We start from the raw sequence: 548 nt of genomic DNA, 5'->3' as shown, positions 1-548 counted from the left end.
GTATATATCAAACGTTAATTTAGGAATCTCTTTTTTTGCCTTTACAACTGCTTTAGCAATCCAGTCTACATGTTTCTCTTTAGCCAGTCGAGATGCTGTTATCATTGAATACGGTTGTCTTTTTTTCTCTGGATGAATAAGTTGATTTAAACTACCTACAGGAACTGTTCTGATTAATGGATTATCATGAGTATATTTAGAAAAATGTTGACTTAAAATACGATTTTGTAAATCGGTCGCAGTAATAAAGAAGTCAACAAATTTTGCATTTCTAAATTGATATTCATAGTAGTTATTCCACAATATATTATCGCCATCAGTGGCATTATCACTAAAATGTTCTGCATGAACTACCACACCTAATTTGCTAGCACCTTTATTTTGTAATACTGCTTGACCAATTTCTGTAGCTCTATCTAGGATTACGATATCTCTATTTGATAAATTTAATTTATTCATGAAATATGCAACAAATTCTGCTTTACTATAGAGCTGTGCATCATCAAAGACAAAGACACTTTCTTTATCATCTATATACTCTTTATATG

1 protein-coding gene is annotated in these 548 nt (G+C 30.7%); it reads right to left on the bottom strand.

Annotation, left to right across the window (positions count from 1 at the left end; all coding sequences use genetic code 11):
• Nucleotides 1–548, bottom strand: a 548-nt coding sequence (locus tag AB840_RS15680) for a glycosyl transferase family 4 (RefSeq protein WP_048515733.1), incomplete at both ends; no start/stop codon positions are given.

It is taken from the genome of Megasphaera cerevisiae DSM 20462 (genome assembly GCF_001045675.1).
Lineage (GTDB): Bacteria > Bacillota > Negativicutes > Veillonellales > Megasphaeraceae > Megasphaera > Megasphaera cerevisiae.
This window is presented reverse-complemented; position numbering and strand designations above follow the sequence as displayed.